Annotated in this window: 20 protein-coding genes; 10 read left to right on the forward strand and 10 right to left on the reverse strand. The window is 58.9% G+C overall.

Going from position 1 to position 19811, the window contains the following annotated elements; all coding sequences use genetic code 11:
- Positions 1–67: 67 nt before the first annotated feature.
- Positions 68–1783, forward strand: a complete 1716-nt coding sequence (locus tag FQ187_RS25625; protein WP_149631605.1) for an amidase — start codon at positions 68–70, stop codon at positions 1781–1783.
- Positions 1784–1847: 64 nt separating this feature from the next.
- On the opposite strand, the gene FQ187_RS25630 is transcribed toward FQ187_RS25625, so the two are convergent.
- On the reverse strand, positions 1848–2909 hold the full coding sequence (locus tag FQ187_RS25630) for a sterol desaturase family protein (RefSeq protein WP_256667446.1): 1062 nt from the start codon (positions 2907–2909) through the stop codon (positions 1848–1850).
- 97 nt (positions 2910–3006) lie between these two features.
- Entirely contained in the window at positions 3007–3396 is a 390-nt protein-coding gene (locus FQ187_RS25635; protein WP_149631606.1) for a cytochrome c family protein, read from the reverse strand.
- 113 nt (positions 3397–3509) lie between these two features.
- Here FQ187_RS25635 and FQ187_RS25640 point away from each other — a divergent pair, with 113 nt between their 5' ends.
- The gene (locus FQ187_RS25640; protein WP_149631638.1) at positions 3510–3818 is read left to right on the forward strand and encodes a hypothetical protein; all 309 of its coding nucleotides are present in this window, start codon (positions 3510–3512) and stop codon (positions 3816–3818) included.
- Here the strand turns inward: FQ187_RS25640 and FQ187_RS25645 are convergent.
- Both FQ187_RS25645 and FQ187_RS25650 read right to left on the reverse strand, forming a co-directional pair.
- Entirely contained in the window at positions 3802–5076 is a 1275-nt protein-coding gene (locus tag FQ187_RS25645; protein WP_149631607.1) for a glucarate dehydratase family protein, read from the reverse strand. The genes FQ187_RS25640 and FQ187_RS25645 overlap by 17 nt on opposite strands.
- Entirely contained in the window at positions 5073–6047 is a 975-nt protein-coding gene (locus FQ187_RS25650; RefSeq protein ID WP_178122766.1) for an MFS transporter, read from the reverse strand. Before FQ187_RS25650 ends, FQ187_RS25645 begins: the two co-directional genes overlap by 4 nt.
- Positions 6048–6153: 106 nt before the next feature.
- On the opposite strand from FQ187_RS25650, the gene FQ187_RS25655 reads away from it, so the two are divergent.
- The 4 genes from FQ187_RS25655 (at position 6154) to FQ187_RS25670 (ending at position 9862) form a co-directional block, all read left to right on the forward strand.
- Positions 6154–7056: a LysR substrate-binding domain-containing protein gene (locus FQ187_RS25655; protein ID WP_149631609.1), complete on the forward strand. Its 903-nt coding sequence runs from the start codon at positions 6154–6156 to the stop codon at positions 7054–7056.
- Positions 7057–7311: 255 nt separating this feature from the next.
- Positions 7312–7872, forward strand: a complete 561-nt coding sequence (locus FQ187_RS25660; protein WP_149631610.1) for a YSC84-related protein — start codon at positions 7312–7314, stop codon at positions 7870–7872.
- A gap of 273 nt (positions 7873–8145) precedes the next feature.
- Positions 8146–8589: a phospholipase D-like domain-containing protein gene (locus FQ187_RS25665; RefSeq protein ID WP_256667447.1), complete on the forward strand. Its 444-nt coding sequence runs from the start codon at positions 8146–8148 to the stop codon at positions 8587–8589.
- Between the two features lie 412 nt (positions 8590–9001).
- On the forward strand, positions 9002–9862 hold the full coding sequence (locus FQ187_RS25670; protein ID WP_149631611.1) for a phosphotransferase: 861 nt from the start codon (positions 9002–9004) through the stop codon (positions 9860–9862).
- A gap of 15 nt (positions 9863–9877) precedes the next feature.
- On the opposite strand, the gene FQ187_RS25675 is transcribed toward FQ187_RS25670, so the two are convergent.
- The 6 genes from FQ187_RS25675 to FQ187_RS25700 form a co-directional block, all read right to left on the reverse strand.
- Positions 9878–10336 carry an N-acetyltransferase gene (locus FQ187_RS25675; protein WP_149631612.1) on the reverse strand — a complete coding sequence of 153 codons (459 nt, stop codon included), beginning with the start codon at positions 10334–10336 and terminating at the stop codon, positions 9878–9880.
- Between the two features lie 119 nt (positions 10337–10455).
- Positions 10456–11868 carry a cytosine permease gene (locus tag FQ187_RS25680; RefSeq protein ID WP_149631613.1) on the reverse strand — a complete coding sequence of 471 codons (1413 nt, stop codon included), beginning with the start codon at positions 11866–11868 and terminating at the stop codon, positions 10456–10458.
- A gap of 50 nt (positions 11869–11918) precedes the next feature.
- On the reverse strand, positions 11919–12659 hold the full coding sequence (locus FQ187_RS25685; RefSeq protein ID WP_149631614.1) for a TorF family putative porin: 741 nt from the start codon (positions 12657–12659) through the stop codon (positions 11919–11921).
- 110 nt (positions 12660–12769) lie between these two features.
- On the reverse strand, positions 12770–14512 hold the full coding sequence (locus tag FQ187_RS25690; RefSeq protein WP_149631615.1) for an amidohydrolase: 1743 nt from the start codon (positions 14510–14512) through the stop codon (positions 12770–12772).
- A gap of 18 nt (positions 14513–14530) precedes the next feature.
- Entirely contained in the window at positions 14531–16399 is a 1869-nt protein-coding gene (locus FQ187_RS25695) for an amidohydrolase (RefSeq protein WP_149631616.1), read from the reverse strand.
- Positions 16400–16548: 149 nt separating this feature from the next.
- A complete protein-coding gene (locus FQ187_RS25700; RefSeq protein WP_149631617.1) occupies positions 16549–17571 on the reverse strand; it encodes a helix-turn-helix transcriptional regulator in 1023 nt (340 codons plus the stop codon).
- Between the two features lie 223 nt (positions 17572–17794).
- Between FQ187_RS25700 and FQ187_RS25705 the strand changes: the two genes are divergently transcribed.
- From FQ187_RS25705 to arsH, 4 genes are all read left to right on the forward strand, one after another.
- Positions 17795–18094 (forward strand): hypothetical protein, encoded by a 300-nt coding sequence (locus FQ187_RS25705; protein ID WP_149631618.1) that lies wholly within the window; start codon positions 17795–17797, stop codon positions 18092–18094.
- 101 nt (positions 18095–18195) lie between these two features.
- A complete protein-coding gene (locus tag FQ187_RS25710) occupies positions 18196–18543 on the forward strand; it encodes a metalloregulator ArsR/SmtB family transcription factor (RefSeq protein WP_149631619.1) in 348 nt (115 codons plus the stop codon).
- A 71-nt stretch (positions 18544–18614) separates the two neighbouring features.
- Positions 18615–19085 (forward strand): arsenate reductase ArsC, encoded by a 471-nt coding sequence (locus FQ187_RS25715; RefSeq protein ID WP_149631620.1) that lies wholly within the window; start codon positions 18615–18617, stop codon positions 19083–19085.
- Between the two features lie 11 nt (positions 19086–19096).
- Positions 19097–19789: an arsenical resistance protein ArsH gene (gene arsH / locus FQ187_RS25720; protein WP_149631621.1), complete on the forward strand. Its 693-nt coding sequence runs from the start codon at positions 19097–19099 to the stop codon at positions 19787–19789.
- Positions 19790–19811 lie beyond the last annotated feature (22 nt).

A 19811-nucleotide genomic window follows, 5' to 3' on the forward strand; every position in this document is an offset into this window, starting at 1 on the left:
CTGAGCCCAACATTCAGCGTGATGGAAACATTCATCGCGTCGCCCGTCAGCAGACGGTGGTAACAGCATGATCGAGGTCACCGAAGTTTCCATTGCCGAACTGCGTGCTGCGCTCGAATCTGGCCAAACCACTGCGGTTGAGCTGGTCCAGGCCTATCTCGCCAGGATCGATGCCTACGACGGACCTGACACGCCCACCGCCCTCAACGCGGTGGTGGTTCGAAACCCCGAGGCACTGAACGAAGCGCAGGCGTCCGATGCCCGTCGGGCCAAGGGCGAGACGCTGGGTCCGCTCGATGGCATTCCCTATACGGCCAAGGACAGTTACCTGGTGAAAGGGCTCACTGCCGCCTCCGGCAGTCCCGCCTTCGCGAACCTGATTGCTTATCGCGATGCATTCACGATCGAACGGCTTCGCGCTGCTGGCGCGATCTGCCTGGGCAAGACCAATATGCCGCCGATGGCAAACGGCGGCATGCAGCGCGGGGTCTACGGTCGTGCGGAAAGCCCCTACAACGCTGACTATGTCACCGCCCCCTTCGCCTCGGGTTCATCGAACGGCGCCGGTACGGCAACCGCCGCCAGTTTCGCGGCATTCGGTCTCGCGGAAGAAACTTGGTCGAGCGGACGCGGCCCTGCATCGAACAATGGTTTGTGTGCCTACACGCCTTCGCGCGGGGTGATCTCGGTGCGCGGCAACTGGCCGTTGACGCCGACGATGGACGTTGTCGTGCCGTTTGCCAGAACCATGGCCGACCTGCTCGAGGTGCTCGACGTGGTGGTGGCGGATGATCCCGACACCCGTGGCGATCTGTGGCGGATGCAACCCTGGGTGCCGATTCCGAGTGTCGCTTCGGTGCGTCCCGCTTCCTATGCCGAGTTGGCCGTGAAGTCCGATGCACTGGCAGCAAAGCGTTTCGGCGTGCCCCGTATGTACATCAACGCGGATCCGGATGCGGGCACGAGCGATGCGCCTGGCATCGGTGGTCCGACGGGACAGCGAATCATCACCCGTCCTTCCGTGATCGGGCTCTGGGAAGAGGCACGCAAAGCACTAGAAGCCGCTGGCGCCGAAGTCATCGAAGTCGATTTCCCGCTGGTCTCTAATTGCGAGGGCGATCGCCCGGGTGCGCCGACCGTATTTACGCGGGGCCTGGTGTCCAAAGAATTCCTGCATCATGAGTTGTGGGACCTGTCGGCCTGGGCGTTCGATGATTTTCTGCGGGCCAATGGCGATCCCAAGTTGAACCGCTTGGCCGATGTCGACGGACCGCTGATTTTCCCCCACGACCCGGGCACGCTCCCCAACCGGGAGGACGACCTTGCCGCAGGCATGGACGAGTACGTGAAGATGGCCGAGCGCGGCATCACACCGTGGGACCAGATCACCACCGTTCCTGACGGACTGCGCGGACTTGAACAAACGCGTCGAATCGATCTTGAGGACTGGATGGATCGGCTGGGGCTCGATGCGGTGCTATTCCCGACGGTCGCCGACGTGGGTCCGGCGAATGCCGATGTCGATCCGAAGTCTGCGGATATCGCGTGGAGCAACGGCATCTGGGTCGCCAACGGCAACCTCGCCATCCGGCACCTGGGCGTTCCCACGGTCACTGTGCCGATGGGCGTCATGCCGGACATTGGCATGCCCGTGGGGCTGACATTTGCCGGTCGTGCTTATGACGATTCGACGCTGCTGCGCCTGGCTTCGGCGTTCGAATCGATCGGGTCAAAACGACTGATCCCGCCTCGAACCCCACCCTTGCCGGTTGGCCAACAATAGAACCGGCGGGATTGGAGCTTTACACGCTCCCATCCCGACCACTGGTTTAACGTCGCCCCGGCATTCAGCGCCAACGTCGGCGGAAGAGTGTCAAAGGGAGTTTTTCTGCGAGACGCGACGGCCATTCCATGGCACGCCTGGCGGGGATCTTGCGGGCGATGTCCACAAAGGGCATGACGATCAGGCTATAGAGCGTCAGGTAACGGTCGTGATCCTTTTTGCCGGTGCCGAACTGAATAGGCTCGGGCGTCGAGTGCGTGACGTAGAGCGTACCGAACATCCAATCCCAGAGTGACAGGTTGATACCAAAATTCTTGTTGAAGTGTCGGGGCGCGTCACTGTGATGAATCTGGTGCTGTGCCGGGCTGTTCAGCACATGCTCGACCATGGGCCCGAATGAAAGCCAGACATGGCTGTGACGCAGATTGGCCGCCAATGCATTAAGGATCAAGACCATATAGGTCACGCCGAACAAGGTGTACCGGCTGATCTCCCCGCCACAGGCGTACCAAAAGACACCGGCAAAGGCGCCGAGGCAGACGGTGTCAGTCAGTTTTTCGACGATTTTTTCCACAAAGTGAATCCGGCTTGCCGTCGCCGGCACCAGGACGGGCGCGGAATGATGGACTTTGTGGAACGCCCATAGATGCCGGGAATGAAAGGCGCGATGGGCCCAGTAATGGATAAAGTCTTGCACCAGAAACACGCCCAGCCCGTAGAGCAAGGAAAGTGAGAGGTTCTCCCCCACCTGCACGCGCGCGCCCCAAAGATTGTTGAAAAACGAAATGTAGTCACCGGAGCGCAGGACGTACGGGTCAACCAGGCCAACAATGGGCAGCACCAGCGCGACCTTCAGGATGGCCCGCACGAAGTAGTACCGGTAATCCAGCAACGCCGAGGGATGAAAATGAACCCGGTGCCCGCCGATGAACTGCCAGAAAGAACGTGCGTCGGTCAGTCCACGATATTTTCTGAATCGGTACAGGCTATAGGCGATGCTGTAGGACAAGCAGAGAAACACGACGCTGAAGCGGCCGTTCAGATCGAAAATGCCAAGAAACTCGTCTGCAACAGGCTCGATCACCCACTTGATCAGGTAGTCATACAGAAGCGCGAAAACATCCATTAACGGCTCCCCTCCGTCAAAAGGGGGGGATTGTAATTCAGATCGTAACCACCGGGTGTTCCGAGCCGAGCGAATGCCTTTCGAACGTCATAAAACCCTATTGCGGCTGAAACGTCTGAAGGTACGCCAAGAGGTTTTCGATCTTTTCCGGATCGCTGAGCCCCCAGAAAATCATGCGGGTGCCAGGTACCACTTTTTTTGGAGCTTCGAGGTACGCGGTCAGCGTTTCGCGGGTCCAGACAATGCCGGCTGATTTCATCGCATCGGAATATTGATAATCTGTGGTGCTGCCCGAAGGGCGTCCAAAAATACCATTGAGCTGCGGCCCGAATGAACCGCGCGCCGACTCCCCGACCTGATGGCAGCCGCCGCATATCCGCTTGAACAGTGTCGCACCCGCTTCAGCATCGCCGGCCGCTTGAGCTTGCATGCTGAGTAATCCTGCATTGAGCACCAGGGCGAAGGTGAGTACGGCGACTTTCTTCATGTAGGGTTCCAGATCAGTAGGTGTTCACAGCACAAGCTCGCGGAGATTTCACCATGATCGTCTATCCTGTGCACCCCGAATCTACGCTTGCCACGACTTCACCGGAGACATCAGTGCCGCCCCTGACCGCCCGCGAGGTTTACCAGCAATTGCGCGACGCCGCGCTGGAAGTTCGGCTTCTGAAGCGCCTCGACGAACAACCCGAACCAGGCCAGTTACAAGTCGATATCGAGGGCTGGCGTCTGACCCTCGACTTCGACGGCAATCACTTGCGCCACTGCCAACGCTGCCAAAGCCCGGACGGTCGCGAAGGCGTGCTCGACAGTTGGCAACGTTACGGCACGGACCCGGTCAGCTTGCTCAGCACCTGGGAGCTGGCGCAGATCGAGCGTTTGCTGACTGAACTCAAAAACGCGGTTTGACCGCCTTCCACTCCGGCTTGTAACGCTGCATCTGTTTCACGTCATCGCGCTGACGAATGCCGCAAGTCAAGTACTGGTCATGCAGCTTGCCCAATTGATCGTGATCCAGTTCCAGGCCCAATCCGGGTGCGCGGGTGATCTTCACGCAGCCTTCGACGATGGGTATTTTGCCGCCCTTGATCACTTCTTCATCCGGTTCCTGCCACGGGTAATGCGTGTCGCAGGCGTAATCCAGATTGGGTACCGCTGCGGCGACATGGGCCATCGCCATCAGGCTGATGCCCAAGTGCGAGTTGGAATGCATCGACACGCCAAGGCCAAAGGTGTCGCACATTTTCGCCAGCGCCTGGGTGTCGCGCAGGCCGCCCCAGTAGTGGTGGTCGGCGAGGACGATCTGCACGCTGTTCAAAGCAATACTGCGGCGGAACTCATCGAAGTCGGTGACCACCATGTTGGTCGCCAGCGGCAGACCGGTGCGCTTGTGCAGTTCGGACATGCCGTCGAGACCCGGCGTCGGGTCTTCGTAATATTGCAGGTCATCGCCCAACAGTTCGGCCATACGGATCGAAGTTTCCAGCGACCAGTTGCCGTTCGGGTCAATGCGCAACGGGTAACCGGGGAAAGCCTTTTTCAGCGCCGTGATGCACGACACTTCGTGCTCCGGTGGCAGCGTGCCGGCCTTGAGCTTGATGCTCTTGAAACCGTTGGCCTCGATCATGCGCCGGGCCTGGGCGACGATTTGCTCTTCGTTCAGGGCTTCGCCCCAACTGTCGGGTTTGTAGGGTGAGTCGACATGCTGGGCGTACTTGAAGAACAAGTAGGCGCTGAACGGAATCTCGTCGCGAATCGCCCCGCCCAGCAAATCCACCAACGGCACGTTCAACGAGTGTGCCTGCAAATCCAGGAACGCCACTTCGAACGCCGAATACGCATTGCTCACCGCTTTGCTGGCGTGGGAGCCCGGCGCCAGTTCCGCACCGGCAATGCTCGCCGGTTTGTTCGCCGCCACCGTGGCCTGCACGATGCGGCGCAGTTGATTGAGGTTGAATGGGTCGAGGCCGATCAACTGGTCTTGCAGTTGCTGCTGGATCAACAGCGCCGGGGCGTCGCCGTAACTTTCACCCAGGCCAATGTAGCCGTTGTCGCTTTCAATCTCGATGATTGAGCGCAGCGCAAAAGGTTCATGGATACCACTGGCGTTGAGCAGCGGCGGATCACGAAAGGCGATTGGGGTGACGGTGACTCGTTTGATTTTCAAGAAGCGGCTCCCTTTGGATCAGGTTTCAAAGCTGGGTGACTTATAGATTTTTGTGGTGCCGCGTCGGCGGCAGGTTTGCCGGTCAGCAAGTGGCGTGCATCGCCCCGAGGTGCCGTGCGGGCGAAAAAGATCACCACCGCCGCGACCAGTGACGTGGCCGCCAAACCGTAAAGGCCGCCTTCGATGGAGCCGGTTTTTTGCTCCAGGAAACCGAACGCCGTCGGGGCGACGAAACCGCCGAGGTTGCCGATGGAGTTGATCAAGGCGATCACCGCGGCGGCGATGCGAGCGTCCAGATAGCCTTGCGGAATCGGCCAGAACAATGCCGAGGCGGCCTTGAAACCAATGGCGGCAAAACAGATGGCGACGAAGGCGAAGATCGGCCCACCGGTGGTGGACATGAACATGCCGAACGCGGCGATCACCAGGGTCAAGGCCACCCAGGCTTGCTGGTGTTTCCATTTGCTGGCCATGGCGGCGAAGGCATACATCGCGATGATCGAAATGATCCACGGAATCGAGTTGAACAGGCCCACCTGGAAGTCGCCGAGGTTGTCCATTTTCTTGATCATGCTCGGCAGCCAGAACGTGACGCCGTAGATGGTCAGGGCGATGGAAAAGTAGATGAAGCAGAACAGCGCGATCTGCTTGTCGGCCAGCAGCTTGAACATCGACGGCTTGACGGTCTGTGTGGCTTCGCGGGCCTGTTGTTCCAGCACGATGGCATCAACCAGTGCGTCCTTTTCTTCGGCGCTCAGCCATTTCGCCTCGCGCGGATGGGATTGCAGCCAGAACCACACAAATCCACAGAGCACGATCGAGGCAAAGCCTTCAATCAAGAACATGATGTTGACCCGGTCGATGTAGTTGACGATGAACATCACCACGAACAGCGGCAGTACATGGCGTTTGACCTTGGCCGCTGCGCGGGCGAGCACATTCGGGTCCGGCGGACTCTGGAGGGTATTCAAGGGGCGACTCCCGTTCATTGTTTTTTTAGGGACGAGCCGATCATGGACGTGCACATTGATCCCGTCTAATCTAACCTGGCATTCGATTGATACCTGGATTAGATCAATGTTCGAACTGACTCAACTGCGCTGTTTCACCACGGTGGCGACCGAACTGAATTTCCGCCGGGCCGCCGAACGGTTGAACATGACTCAACCGCCCCTCAGCCGACAGATTCAACTGCTGGAACATCACCTGGGTGTCGAGCTGTTCACCCGCACCACCCGCAGCGTCGCCCTGACCGCCGCCGGCCGCGCCTTCTTCATAGAAGCGCAGAACCTGCTGGAGCGCGCCCAGCAAGCCGCCGTCACCGCCCGCCGTTTTGCCGAGGGCGACATCGGCTCGGTCAACATCAGTTTCGTCGGCAGCGCGGTGTATGAATTCCTGCCCAAGGTCATCGCTGAAACACGACTCAAACAGCCGCATGTGAAAATCGACCTGACGGAGATGAACACCTACCAGCAGCATGAAGCCCTGCGTGCCCGTCGTATCGACTTGGGCATTGTTCGCGCGCCTTTGCTGGAGCCGGGGTACGCCACCGAATGCCTGGTGCGTGAACCGTTTGTATTGGCGGTGCCGAGCAGTCATCGGCTGGCGAGCGCAGAAACCGTGTCGGTCAAAGACCTCGATGCGCAGCCTTTCCTGATGTACTCCCACGCCGCCTACCCGCCGTTCAACGAACTGCTGACCGGCATGCTCCGCTCTGCCCGCGTCGCCCCGGAATACGTGCAATGGCTCGGTTCATCATTGACCATCCTGGCCTTGGTCAACGCCGGAATGGGCCTGGCCCTGGTGCCTCGCTGCGCCACCAGCGTGGTGTTCAAGAACGTGGTGTTTCGCGATATCGATTTGGGCGAAGGTGTGCAGAGCGAGCTGCATTTGATCTGGCGCGAGAACAATGACAACCCGGCGTTTGCGATGCTGCTGGAAGGCATTCGAAGGGCTGTGCGGGAGGGATGGGGCGTTTGAGTCTGTCGTTGCCTGGCGTTTCTTTGGGATCATCGACCACTTTGCCTCTGACGACGAACCCGGCCCTTGCGCAGTGGTCCAACCAACTGATGGCATCGCGACTGATCAAAGCCCTTGGGCCTGGTTCATTCAAAAGCGACGCTTTGCATACACACACATCAGGGTGCGTCGGATAACGTTCAGTAAGTTCGGATCCTGTCTGACGCAGGCGCTGACTGCTGCTCCCATCCCCTGCTCCCTTACCGGAGTACGAAAATGACTCAGTCAATGCGCTTCTTCCTATCGATCTTCCTCGCGACAGCATCATTGGCATCAGCGAGCCTCCTGAACACTGCAGGTGCGGCAACCGCCGAGGACCTGAATGCCGACTCCAAGCAAGCGTTGCAAACGCTTTACAAGTCCACACCCTTTGCCAAAACCATTTCGCAGAATGCCAAAGCGGTGCTGGTCTTCCCGAAAATCATCAAGGCCGGCCTTGTGTTTGGTGGCAGCTATGGCGAAGGCGTGCTGATGAAGGGCTCAAAAGTGGATAGTTATTACAACTCCGTAACGGGGTCATGGGGGCTGCAGGCCGGCGCCCAATCGTACGGTTATGCGGTGTTCCTGATGACTGACAAAGCCGTGAATTATGTTCGTGAGACCAAGGGCTGGGAAGTCGGCGTGGGGCCAACCGTGGTCGTGGTTGACGAAGGGGTCGCGAAGAATCTGTCGAGTTCGACACTCAAGGACGATGCCTACGCGTTCATATTCGACCAGCAAGGGTTAATGGCCGGGGTCAGCATCGAGGGAACGAAGATTTCCCTGATCAAGCGCTGAAAGCCTGCCCTTCAACTGGTCTGTCTTTTGAAGCTTGCCGCGTGGGTGCCCCCTCTACCAAGGCGTCTTGTGTACCAGGCAAGACGCCCCTTTGGGACAGGATGCACGGCGAAATTCCTGGATTGTTGAGCGCTATCACCGTCCTCGCCAAGAGGGGGCCTAATGAATCTTCTAACCAGATGTAAGGGCGCATGCATTGCTCTGGTGCTATGCGTGGTTGTGCTCCTGACATTTGTGATTGGCTCCAGGGTTTTGCCGAGGATAGTGCCGGACATGGCTGGCGCGCCCTCTGCGCCAGTGCAACTCGACGGAATACACGGACTTCTGTCAGCCGAGCGCAGCAAAGCCATTCTCGACCGACTCAAGTCCACCGATTCGTGGCTGGTGTTCCATGCCGGACGCGCCTACTACAGAGAGCTGCTGGAGGCCAAGGTCAAGCTGTACGAACGCCGTGATGCGCTACTCCACGTCAAGACTGCCGTCATCGATGGCGTGTGGTCGAGTGTCGGCTCTACCAACCTCGACTGGCGCAGCTTCCTGCACAACGATGAAGTCAACGTCGTTGTGCTGGGCACCGGATTTGGCAAAAAGATGCAGGCGGCATTCATGGCTGACCTGGCCAAGTCAAACGAAATCAAGCTGGAAAAGTGGCAGCGCCGCTCGCTCGCTTTGAGAGCCAAGGAGCAGATGGGGCGACTCTGGGAATCCTGGCTATAAGTCGAGTCGCGCGGTTGCAAATGAGCAACGGAGTTAGGTGTGTTGCGCAATGGAATTGCGAGTAAAGGTGCAGTACCTTGTGTTTGTAACGCCCACGTTTCGCAATCCATTCAAGTTGAGAGGTGGAATTCATGAACAACATCATCTACATCGTCGGGGTAGTTGTGATTGTCGTGGTTATCCTGTCGTTTCTCGGGTTTACATAGAATCGAAGACCGTCTCGTATTGACAAGGCTGTACCCCGCATCGCGAGGCACAGCCTGGTCGCGCTTGACGGCGTACGTGCAGCCAACCCAGCGGTAAAAAATCAACTCTGTGAGTAAGGGTATGCAGCGTCCTGCCGATAACGACAAAGCGTCGCGCTCGATTGTCGGCGTTTTATGGACCGCAAAGCATTTAGCAGGGACTTTACATGCGTCACCTCAGACACCTTACTTCGCCTCTGAATCAGCAAAAGATTGCTGGCGTCACGTTCCATTTCGATTCGTCTGATCAGAACGAACTGGTGACGGTGCTTCAGCGTTTTTTTGCCGAGCCGGATCAACATGCCTTGCTGGATATTCCCGAGGAAACCCGCAGCGTGTTCCTGCTCGAAGGTGAGCGCAAATGGGTGTTGAAACACAACCGCCTGACCCACTGGAAAAAGCAGCTGCAGAATTTCCTGGGCCTCAAGCGTGTGTTCGGGCTGCATGACCTGACCAACGAATTCATCAATCTGTCCGTTGTGTCCGCCAAGTCGGAGTCATCGCCCAGAGTGGCTGCATTCGGCCACGTTGGACGTTTTCCGTTTCTCAAGGAAGAGTATTTGCTGGTCAGTTTCTTCGACAATCATTGCAGCGTCGATGAACGACTGATCGCCCAACCCGATCAGGCGCAAACGCTGCTGTTTGACATTTTCCAACTGTTTGGACAGACGCTGGTCGAGGGGTTTGTGCACATGGACCCACACCCCAAGAACATCCTGATTGGCCCCGATGGCAGGCTGCGACTGATCGATTTCGAATGCTGCGCGCATTCGGTGCTGGATCACGACTTCAGCCTGGGTTTTCTGCTGGGTTACTTCTATCGCTACTGGTTCAACACGTTCATATCGGTTGAACACTACAACGCGTGCTGTGAACGCTACCTGAAGCATCAGCACCCGCAATTGAACCGTGAGGTTTTCCAGGCGGTGTATGAGCGCTTTCGAGACCGCGGTGTTTCCCGTAGCACGCGTTACCGCATCCTCACCTGCCCCAAGGCCCAAGCTGCATTCCTGCACGAGTTGATGTAACCGGCAGCGGTTGGTTCAGCCTTGTTTCAAATCCAGGCAGTAGGTGTAGTAACCCGTATCGCGCACATAGCCCAGCGATTCATACAACCGTTGCGCGCCGACATTGTCCGTAGCCGTTTCCAGCAGCATGCCTTTGGCACCGGTCAACAATGCAAAGGCTCGCGCGGTGTTCATCAGCAACGTGCCGACCCCTTGCCCTCGGGCGGCGGGTGTTGTGAAGAGGTCGCCAAGCAGCCAGGTGCGGTGCGCGTCGATGGAGGAGAACGTCGGGAACAACTGGACGAAACCCAGCGCCTCGCCGCCGGGGGCCTGGGCGAAGAAGATCGCGGATTCGTCCCGGGCAATGCGCTCGGCGATGAACTCGCGAGACTGCGGCAGGTTCGACGGCTGGCCGTAGAAGCCTCGATAGGCGTCGAAGAGGCTGGCGATTTTATCGAGGTGGGATGCGTCGGCGCGCTGGGCCTGGATGTCCATGTTGATCGTCTCCTTGCGGATTGATTTGATGAGCGGGAAAAGGGAAATGTAGATCAAAAGATCGCAGCCTGCGGCAGCTCACAGGTGCAGGCTGCGATCTTTTGGGGTTCACCCAATCCTTAAGGCCTTTCAGCTCCGCTCAGAGCCACCGCCGGCATTGATGTCCTGGCCAGGCCGTAATAAAGAATCCCCGGGACGACCAGACCAACGATCCAGGAAATATCGACACCGCCGAGCTGCGCCACCATCGGCCCTGAGTAGAAGTGCGTATCGACGAAGGGCAACTGGATCAATACACCGATGATATACACGCTGATCCCGCGCATGTTCCAGCGACCATAACGGCCCGCCGGATCGGACAATGCCGGGATGTCATAGCGCTCTTTGTTGATGAAGTAGTAATCCACCAGATTGATCGCGCTCCACGGTGTGAAGAAGGTCAGCAAAAACAGGATGAAGTACTTGAAGGTGTTGAGAAACGAGTACTGCCCCAGCAGTGCGAGCGTGGTGGACGCCGCGACGATCAACAACACAAACACCATCCGCTGCCGGGCGGAAATCTCGAAACGACTGCGGAAACCACTGATGATGGTGGCCACGCACATGAAACTGCCATAAGCGTTGAGCGTGGACACCGTGACCTTGCCGAACACCACGCTCAAGTACAGCAGGGACGCCATCACACCGGTGCTGCCCAACCCGACGATGGTCGCCACCTCGTGACCACGGAAGTTCGCACCGGCCAACGCCGCGGCGAACACCCCCAGCACCATGGACGCCAGGGCGCCCAACACCGTGCCAAGCCCGACGGCAGCGAACGTCTTCCACGACGAAGTCTTGCTCGGCAGGTAGCGTGAGTAGTCAGCCACATAAGGGCCAAAAGCGATCTGCCAGGACGCGGACAACGACACCGCCAGCAGGAAAGTACTCCAGCCGAAGTGACGGTTTTCCAGCAACAGGCCGATATCGTTGAGGGTCATCAACCGGGTAAACAGATAGACGAAGGCGATGATGCCCAGCACGCTGGCCACCCGGCCGACCAGGTGGATGACCCGGTAACCGAAGATCGTCAGAAACGCGATGCACGAGGCAAAAATCAGGATGCCGGCGCTGTCGCTGACATGGATCAATTGGGCAATCGCCTGCCCCGACAGCACTGCGCCGGTGGCGCTGAAACCGAGGTACATCAGGCACACCAGCACAATCGGGATGGCCGCCCCATAGACCCCGAACTGCACGCGACTGGAGATCATCTGCGGCAGCCCGAGCTTCGGCCCTTGCGCCGCGTGCAGGGCAACCACTGCACCGCCGAGTACCTGGCCGATCAGCAAGCCGATGAGTGACCAGAACACATCGCCACCCAGCACCACGGCCAGGGCGCCGGTGACGATCGCCGTGATTTGCAGGTTGGCGCCGAGCCACAGGGTGAACTGGCTGTAGAGGCTGCCATGCCGCTCGGCCTCGGGGATGTAATCGATCGAACGTGTCTCGATCAGGGGACTTCGCTGCTGACTATCGCTGACCTTGGTCATTACGCTGTTTTCCTTTGAGGCGCTTGTTTTTATGGTGTGGGCTCGAACGCTTAGAACGCCTTGCTGGCACTGGCAACCACAGTGGCGGTACACAAATCACCATAGCCGTACCAGCTCGTGCATTCGCTTTTCGACAGGTCGGTATCAATGTAGCTAAGGCCCCAGGTCACGCCCACGAAGTCACGGGTCAACTTGGCTTCCCACTCGCTGTAGGTCTCACGGCTTTCGCCGCTGGCGGACCAGAAAGCCGGGTCTTTGACATCGTTGCGACCCACGCGCAGGTCCAGGCCGATTTCGGCCGGCAATTCGATTTTGTAGCTGAGGTAGGTGTAAAGGGTGTCCTGGTCCTCGCCAAAGAAGTTCGGCGTATCGTTTGAGTAGTAAGCGCCGAGCTTCACGCCATAAACGTCAAGGACGGCGTAGACCTCACTCAGATTGAATTGGCCCTCTTTTGGGTAGTCGTACTTGATGTACCCCAGATCGAGGCTGATGGCCTCGGTCGCCTGCCAGTAGTAGCCCGCGTAATACTCGAGTTCCTGCCGCGTCTTGAACTCGCCGCCGAAGTCGACATTCGAGGTCCAGGCGCCCACGTACAGGCCGCTGCTGTGCATCAGCGTGGCGCCGGCCTGAGCCGCCGGATCACCCAGGGTTTGCGAAATGCCACGGGTGCGGTAGTCGCTGAAAACTCCCAGGGTCATGTCCAGGCTGAAGTCATCGTTGAGTGTCAGTGCCTGGGTGGTCAGGGGTGCCAATACAAGCGTGGCAAGGGTCAATACTGAGCGTGCGTTCATACAAGTCTCTTATTTTTATGGAGGTGCGGGTTATTTCAGCCATGGCGATGCCGAGCCCCTCGTCATACGAGGAGCCAGGCGTCTTTTGCGTGGTGCGGGTGAAGGGAGGGTCAGGACGCGGGCGCGTACACCTCTTTGCCGGCGAAGAAGGTCTTCAGGACCTTGGTGTCGAACAGTTCGTCATCGCTGACCTTGAAAACATCGCGGTCGAGAATGATCAGATCGGCCTGTTTGCCGGGTGTCAGCGAACCAATCTGCTGCTCCAGGCGCAGGGCCTTGGCGGCATTGAGCGTATAGGCGTAGAACATGGTCTGGCGATCGATGCTTTCCTTGGCATTCAACACGCCCAATGGCCCTTTGCGCGTACTGGCCTGAGCGATGGCGTTCCATGGATTGGGGCTGGATACCGGCCAGTCACTGCCACCGGCGATGACCGCACCGGCGTTATGCAGGGACCTGGCGGGATACTGATAACCGTAGGCAAACGCGCTGATATAGGGTTTGACGAGCTCGACGGTGTAACTCTCGCCGGTGGCCCACAGCAATTGCATGGAAGCGATCACGCCAAGCTGCTTGAAGCGCGGAAACTCTTTCGGGTTGACCAGTTGCAGGTGGCTGATGCTGTGAGCCACCGGTGTCGGGTTGAGTTTGCGCGCGTAGGCGAAACCATTGAGTGATTCACGCACCGCACGGTCGCCGACCGCATGCATGTGCACAATCCAGTCGCGCTTCTCCGCCGCCACGACCAACTCACCGAAGTGCGCGGGGTCAATCAGCAGTTGACCGTTTTTATGGCTGTTCTTGAAGGGAACGATGACCGCTGCCGTCTGCCCCGGAAACTCCAGAACGCCGTCAGCGAATACCTTGATGCCAGGAAAACTCAGGTTAGGCACACCCTCGAATTTCTTCATTACCTTGGCCAGTACTTCCAGGTCGGCCGGTCGGCTTTTGGGGTTGGTCAACAGCAGCGCAGCGACGTGGGCATTGAGCTCGCCCTTCTCTGCCAGTTCGCGGTAAAGCGGCAGCACGCCGTAACTCTGCTCGGTTGCCTTGAAATCGAACAGCGAATCGCCACTGCCGGCATTCGCCGCCGCGTCCATCCAGGCGGTGACGCCGTATTGATTGTTGACCTTCACCGCCTCGCGGGCGGCTTTCAACATGATCTCGTCGCTGGGCGCGGGGATCTGGCTGCGTACCTGGTCCCAGCGAGACTCGGCAAAATAACCATTGGGGGTGAAAGCCGCGTCGTGCCCCACATAGCTGCGATCCTGTTCCGACAGGCCTTTTACCAGTGTCGCGTCGATTTTCAGACGCTTGAGCATGGCGTTGTTGGCCCAGCCGGTGTGCCCGTCGATCCCGCTGAGGACCACCGGTTGATCCACCCAGCGTCCCTGATTGAAGCGCTGGCCCAGCTCACGGCTCTTGTCCCAATACGCCGAACTGACCCCGGCGATGCTGATCACGTCACCGGCACGTGCAATGCCCGCCTGATCCTGTTCGATCATCCACTGTTCAAGCTCCGGCAACGGCTTGACTTCATCCAGCAGGTTGGCCCCCATGCTGTCGAAGGCCGCAACCACCGGGTGACTGTGGGTATCAATCATTCCTGGCATCAGCACCTTGCCCGCCAGATCGATCCGTTGTGTGCGGGTGTCGGCCAGGGCGTTGATCTCGGCATTACTGCCCACTTTGAGAATCTTGCCGTCTTGCACGGCCACTGCCTGGACCAGTCCCTGACCGGGTTCGGCGGTGAACACCTTGCCGTTGAACAACACAAGGTCAGCGGCGGCCATGGCTTGCACCGAAGAAAAAGCCAGGGCTGCGGCCAACAGGTTTGGAATAAATCGCGGCATCGGAACGCTCTCTTGTTTTTATTGGACTGGGCGGGCGGCGGATGCCTCGGACAACGCCTTAGGATCAAGGCCAACGAACGGCGCCTTGGCCCACACGACCTGGCCGCCCACTACCGTCAGCAGCACGTTATTTCGAGCCAACTCCTCCTCGGGGACCTGCATGAAGTTCTTGTCCAGTACGATCAAGTCGGCGAACTTGCCGACCTCGACCGAACCGACAACAGTGTCCAGTTTCAGCTGCTCGGCGGCGTTCATGGTGATGGTGCGCAGCACTTCAGTGCGCGACAGCGCCGGGTCGGCATTCAGCCTGCCCGCATACTTGGGGCCGTAGCTGTGCGGGTTCAGCGGATCGCCTGAGCGGGTGACACCGATCTTCAGCGCCAGGAACTCGTCGAGTGGATCGACGGGCCAGTCGCTGCCATACGCTACACGGCCGCCGGCACGGGCGATGCTGCCGGAGGGCTCCATGCGGGAAAAACGTTCGGGACCAAGATGATCGCTGGTGCCATCAACCGTGGACGGCGCCTGCTGGGCCCACTGGAAGGACATGGTGGCGGTCACGTCGAGCGCCTTGAAGCGCCGATAGTCGGCAGGGTCCACGGACTCGGCGTGAGCAATGGCCGGACGGAATCCATTGCCGGGCAGTTGCTGGCGCACGTATTCGATACTGTTCAGTGCATCACGCACCGCGCGTTCGCCGGTGGCGTGCAGGTGCGGATCGAGGCCAGCCTGGACCACCTGCATCAGCAACGGATTGAGGACTTGCGGCGGGAAATACAGCTCACCTAGGTTTTTGCCCGGCATCCACTTCGGCGCCTTATCGGTACCGGCATTACGCAAATATGGCGTCAACATTGCACCGGTATCGGCCGGGGCGTTGATGATGCCATCCATGAACAATTTGACATGGCGCATGCTCACACCCGGCGCAGGTTTGGCATCGCCCTGGTCGTAGGTGTTGGCCAGTGCCTTGGCCTCGGCGATGGTTTTCGCCGGGTCTGCCGCAGCGTCGGCCGGGTCCAGTTTGATCGCCAGCAACGCCCGGGCCGTCAGCTCACCCGACTGCTGCAGGGTAGTAAACGCTTTGCCATTTTCCGGCCCCGACAAGGCATCGAAGAAACTGGTGATGCCTTGCTGGCGCATGGCGTCGAGCGCCGCGCGGGTCTGATTGAGTTTCTCTGCATCGGTGGCGGGCGGCACCACGGCGGCCATGGCCTCGGCGGCTCCGTCTTCGCAGATGCCGTTCGGGTTGCCGGCGTTGTCGCGCATGTACTTGCCGTCACCGGGATTGGCCGTGTGCCTGTTGATGCCGGCAACTTGCAGGCCGCGCGAGTTGGTCAGCACCGTATGGAAGTCGGTGGAACGGACTTGAATTGGGCGGTTGGTCTTGAGCGCGTCCAGTGTCGATTTGTCGGGGTCGCCGTCGAGTCCGGTCATGCCAATGCGGTCCCAGCTGCCCACTTCGAGCCAGACATCGGGGCCTTTGCCCTTGTCGGCATCCAGGCACGCCTGAATGGTTTCCTGGAAAGCCTTGCGGGTCATCGTCTGGTATTTCAGGTCGCACAACGTCATGGCGCGACCGCCGTCTCCCGGATGCATGTGCGCATCGATGAAGCCCGGCATCACCATGCGGCCGGCCAGATCGATCAGCTGTGTCTGCGTGCCGATGTACGAGGAAACCCCTGCATCACTGCCGACATAAACGATCTTCCCACCCGTGACCGCGATCGCCTGCTGCACGGAATTCTTGCCGTCGACGGTGTAGACATAGCCGTTGCGCATGACCATGTCGGCGCCTGTCGAAGCGTGTGTCTGACACCCCACCAGCGCCACACAGGAAAATGCCGTTGTCGCGGCAACGGCGATAAATAGCCTGGAAAATTTCAACTGCCTCACCTCTATTTTTATAGTTTTGGAAGTGGCCCGAACGGACGGTCGCAAGCCCCTGATATGCAGGGCATACCCTATAGAGCGCAGCGGTCGGATGGACCTCCACAAATGAGGAGGGGTAAGGCAATTAGTTGAAATACAGGGGGTTAATCGCGGCGCGTTGCCTGCGCAGGTGAGGTCGATGACCGCAGGACAGAACCCAGCTCCACTTTGCTCTTCACGCCGAGCTGCAAGTAGCAGTTGCGCAGATAGGTGCGCACTGTGGCCGGACTCAGAGAAAGGGTTTTGGCAATTTCCTTATAGGAGTGGCCGGCGGCGAACAGCATCGCAGCCGTACGCTCGCGTGGCGCCAGCACCGCCCCGCGCGACAGTGTTTCGAGTGACAGGATGACGTGCTCGGCGTTGGGGCTAAGCGTCATTGCAGTGCGACCCAGGCGAATCACGCAGGGCGCCTTTTGCAGTTGTGCGATGACATCAAAGGGAAGCATTGAACCACTCCACCCGGGCAACTCGCACTGAATGGCGGCGCACAGACTTGCGCCCACATACAGCAGACTGCCGTCCATCCGGGCGACCCCGAAGTCACTCGCCCCGTTGCCCGTGTCGAAGCGAATCATGTCCTGCACCTGGAACCGCCACAGCTGCAACAGATGGTCGCAGAACGCCGAAAACAACCCGGCCTCGCTGTCATTGAACGCACAAGCATCACCGCCACGGTAGAGACAGACGAAGAACATCAAGCCGCTTTCGGGTAACTCGAAGGTGATGCACATCACGTGGTAGAGGTCGTGGCGCCGTGCGAAGTCGTTCACCTCCTCGCAGGGATCGGTGAACCCGCTGTCGCGCACCACCTCACCGGGTCGACTCAAGGTGTCATGGGAGAATTTGTCGTTACCCGCACTCTTGTGCCATTCGGTGGCAAACGATTCGGGCAGATTGATTCGCCCGTGCATCCAGCTTTTGGGAGGCGCATTGACGCCTGACGCAGACATCTCGCCCCACCAGGCTGACGCGAAGGGCACCAGTTGGCTGAATGCCTGCAGGCCGTCGGCAATAAATTGGGAGGCGCCGCGATCTCGAGCAAGCCGACCCAGGTGCAACACGCAACGATTGAACGCCTTCAGCGTCGCCATCGACGCATTGGCGCCGACCTCATCACCCTCCTCCATTGTTCTCATCCTGTTTACTACATGGCGTATTTTTTCGACGATGCCATAGGCGCGGTTATGGCGTCCAGCGAGCGCTGTCGTACGGTTTACTCCGGCTGTCAGCAAGAATGACCCAGATGCGCTAATTCCGCTAAATCGACCCCGGGGCAGGCACAACATCGTCTAATCTGAATGAAGCACGACCACAAACATGCCTCTAGCCTCTTGATACAGGGGAGATGGGATGACCGGAAAAACAGCGCGCCGATGCTCGTCATGGGGCCTGCTCTCCCTGCTCGCCATCAACCTGGCGCTGACAGCGGGATGTGCAGGAAAAGCTGCGACAGCTCGCTACTCAGCTTCAAGCATAGGCGACAGCTGCTATGCAAAAGCGCTACCCACTGCCGGCGAGGGCGGCCTGGCGTGGGGCTCCACCTTGAACATGGCTCGCAAAAAATCCCTGGATAATTGCATACGCTATGCCGGCCAATCCGATGGCACGCCCAATACCTGCAAAGTGGTGTTGGCGGAGTGCAAAAATTAAACTTCCGGCGGGTCGTCTTCCTGACGTCGATCTGATTTGGTTTGCTCACTACATATGGATAACCGTATATTCGGATAACCACATGTATTGAAGACACCTCCATGCTGAACCCTGCCGCCGTATTCAAATGCCTGTCCGACGAAACTCGCACACGGGCCACCTTGCTGATCACACGTGAGGGAGAGTTATGCGTCTGCGAGTTGGTCTGCGCCCTGGACGACAGTCAGCCGAAAATCTCCCGCCACATCGCGCAGCTCCGGGCATGTGGCCTGCTTCTAGATCGCCGTCAGGGTCAGTGGGTGTATTACCGGCTCAACCCCGAACTGCCAAAGTGGGTTCGCACCATTCTTGAGACAACACTGGAAGCCAACGCCGACTGGCTTGAGGAAAACAGCGCTCGACTCAAAGCGATGGGCGACCGTCCTATCAACGCTGCCGCCTGCTGCTGACCCATCACCTTATCTGCCCTGGCCTTGCGCCTGGGCGTTTAGCACCTGCCCGTCTGGAAAGAGGAGTCGCCATGCGCGTTCTGTTCCTGTGTACCGCCAATAGCTGTCGCAGCATTCTGTCCGAAGCGATGTTCAATCATCTCGCACCGCAAGGCTTCCAGGCGATCAGCGCCGGCAGCTTCCCCAAAGGACAGGTTCTGCCGCGCAGCCTGACCACGTTGCAAGAGGCCGGGATTGCGATCGACGGGTTAAGCAGCAAAGGTAACGACGCCTTCGAGGCCAACCCGCCGGACATTGTTATCACCGTCTGCGACAAGGCCGCCGGTGAGGCCTGCCCGGTCTACTTCGGGCCGGCTTTGAAAGCCCATTGGGGATTGGAGGATCCATCAGAGGTCAAGGGTGATGAGACGGTCGTCGCCGCTGCATTCCACTCGACGCTTGCGCGCATCGAAACACGCTGCCGGGCGTTCCTCGCCCTGCCCTTCACCCAACTTGATCGCGATGCACTGAAGCGCGAACTCGACCGCATCAGCACACTGTAACGAGAGCCCCCATGACCCACTCACTGCCTAATCTCGACGCGTCATTGATTTCGTCCATTGCAAGTGACGACAGCCGACACAAGCCGCGAATCCTATTGTTGTACGGGTCGACCCGCGCACGGTCATTCAGTCGGTTGCTGGTTGAAGAAGCAGCCCGTCTGCTCGAACACTTCGGTGCAGAAACGCGGATCTTCAATCCATCGGGACTACCGCTACCGGATGACGCACCTAGCGATCACCCGAAAGTTCAAGAGTTGCTTGAGCTGATGCAATGGTCTGAAGGACAGGTCTGGTGTTCACCCGAGCGCCACGGCTCCATGTCTGCCGTATTCAAGGCCCAGATTGACTGGGTGCCGCTGGCCCTGGGCGCCGTTCGCCCGACCCAAGGGAAAACGCTCGCCGTCATGCAGGTCAGCGGTGGCTCCCAATCCTTTAACGTGGTGAATCAGCTCCGCGTGCTGGGACGCTGGATGCGGATGTTCACGATCCCTAATCAATCTTCCGTGCCGAAGGCTTTTCTGGAGTTTGACGAAGGGAACCGCATGAAACCGTCCTCGCTCTATGACCGGGTGGTAGATGTCATGGAAGAACTGGTGAAGTTCACGTTGCTGCTGCGCGAGCGCCCGGATCTGGTTGACCGCTACTCCGAACGCAAGGAGTCAGCGGAAGAACTGACTCAGCGGGTGAATCAACGGTCGACTTGAAGGCTGGGATGAAGCCAGTAAA

The sequence above is a fragment of the Pseudomonas sp. ANT_J28 genome (assembly GCF_008370005.1).
Lineage (GTDB): Bacteria > Pseudomonadota > Gammaproteobacteria > Pseudomonadales > Pseudomonadaceae > Aquipseudomonas > Aquipseudomonas frigoris.